Source organism: Vibrio sp. 10N.247.310.98 (assembly GCF_041467395.1).
In the GTDB taxonomy this organism is placed as follows: domain Bacteria; phylum Pseudomonadota; class Gammaproteobacteria; order Enterobacterales; family Vibrionaceae; genus Vibrio; species Vibrio crassostreae_C.
Window position 1 is genome coordinate 1 of sequence record NZ_JBFSUL010000116.1, and the last position, 1,797, is coordinate 1,797.

Genomic DNA, 1,797 nt, shown 5'->3' on the forward strand with positions numbered 1-1,797 from the left:
TTGTTAAGAAGATAATGTCGGTTAGCGTGTGCTCTATTTTCCAAGCTTGGCGAGGATCTCGAATAACTGAAATATGGTCCAAAAGGCTTAATCCATTCATTATGGCTAAATATCTGCTGTTAAAAAACAGTATATGATCACACCTAAATCTGATCATCAAATCGATCTTGAATGTATTGAATTTGTTGTGACTTCAGTGTACAAATTAGTGGAAACATCACTTCACGCTACCCCTTATTCCATATGGGTTTTTCATGATCTTGCCCTGATTACAGTGGACTGTTTCATGGAGAGACAATAAAGGTAAATTGTCGAGTTATATTATAAAGCAAAAAGTATGGATTTTACGGATTGTAATCTTACATGTGCGGCGCCAATGATATCCATGAAGCCTAATATGCTATGAGGTTTTTTAGCACTAATCCATGCTGTGCCAGTACTTCCTATAGGGAGCATATCCATAGTTTTACTATCAACTTCTAATATTACTGTCCGTCCAATTGGAGCAGCCCCTCTTTGTATGTGGCCAGATACCATTTGCTCAACCGGCATCAAGTTCCCCTGAGCTTCTCCAGTAGCCTCTACAATGCTATGAACTCGCGCTCTAAATACCTGAGCTGGGTAAGCATCTACATAGAATTCGCTAAACTGCCCCCTTTTAATGTTTTGGTAAGCTTGTTCTGGTATTCGCATTTCGACGAACTTATTTTCAATATCCCATAAATGCAAACCGCCAACACGAGAACCATTAGCAATGTAGACATGAGTAACCATGCCTTTAAATGGTGCTCGTACCGTCAACCTATCCAATTCAAATTCGACATCCCCTAACTTCGCTTCTAATCCTTCATGCTTTGCGTAAAGCACGTTTATATCGGCTTTAGTTGTAGCTATCATATCCGAAGATAATTCCACATCCCTTGCTGTCGCATGATGTTCCAACCCCAAATTTCTCTTATGGTCTCTCATAGCCTGTGCAAGCTTGATTTCTTGCGCTTCTATCGAACGAGCTAACTCTAATTTACTCGCATTCAACCCTGTTTTAATCGAGGTTAATTTGTCGTCTCTTTGGGTATAAAGAATCTCTCCCTTTTCTACCACCTGATTGTGCTCAACATAGATAGTATCTATCTGCTGACCGAACGGAGGCGCAACAATCGCATGTGGCGCTTTGACTGTTGTTGAGTTAGTCAAATCGGCAGGAGAATAGAAGCGGTGAGATACAAATAAAATCAGTAGTAATACAACCCCTACAAACGTGGTCCAAAAATAATTTTTCGGTGTTCGTTTTAGTATCTTAAATTTAAACAGTAACCACACTAACAAAAGGTAAGGAACCATAATCTCTTTCATGACCTAGCCTCCTTTATCCAAAGTTGAAATTTATCCCAATCAATGACTATCGTTAATGCGGCAACAACCCATAATGGCTTCCAGATCAACCCCAAAAGACATAACCAAATTACAAACTTAGCTTGTGACAGGTTCTTTTCTTTAGCTAACTTCTTAGGGATTGAATGGATATGCCATAACTTCGCTGCGATCCAAACAAATAGTAAAACAGTAGCAGTGGTTACGACCCACATAAATATTTCAGATTCTAACAAGGCATAGACGCTAGGGATCTGTTCATATGTCAACGTTGTTTGATGAATTTTGATATTGCATACCTCTAAGATTATGGGAAGCTACTCCCACTGCTTGCATCCTGCCTGCTTTTTTAATCTATCAATGGGAAAGTTCTAGGGCGTGTTGATCTTTCGTGAGTGTTTTTTGAACAGCATGGTAAAGAGTTAT

Annotated in this window: 1 protein-coding gene; it reads right to left on the reverse strand. The window is 39.4% G+C overall.

Features of this window, described 5'->3' with window-relative positions; translation table 11 throughout:
• Positions 1-321: 321 nt before the first annotated feature.
• Entirely contained in the window at positions 322-1,353 is a 1,032-nt protein-coding gene (locus AB6E78_RS22825) for an HlyD family secretion protein (protein WP_372112107.1), read from the reverse strand.
• Positions 1,354-1,797: the final 444 nt, after the last annotated feature.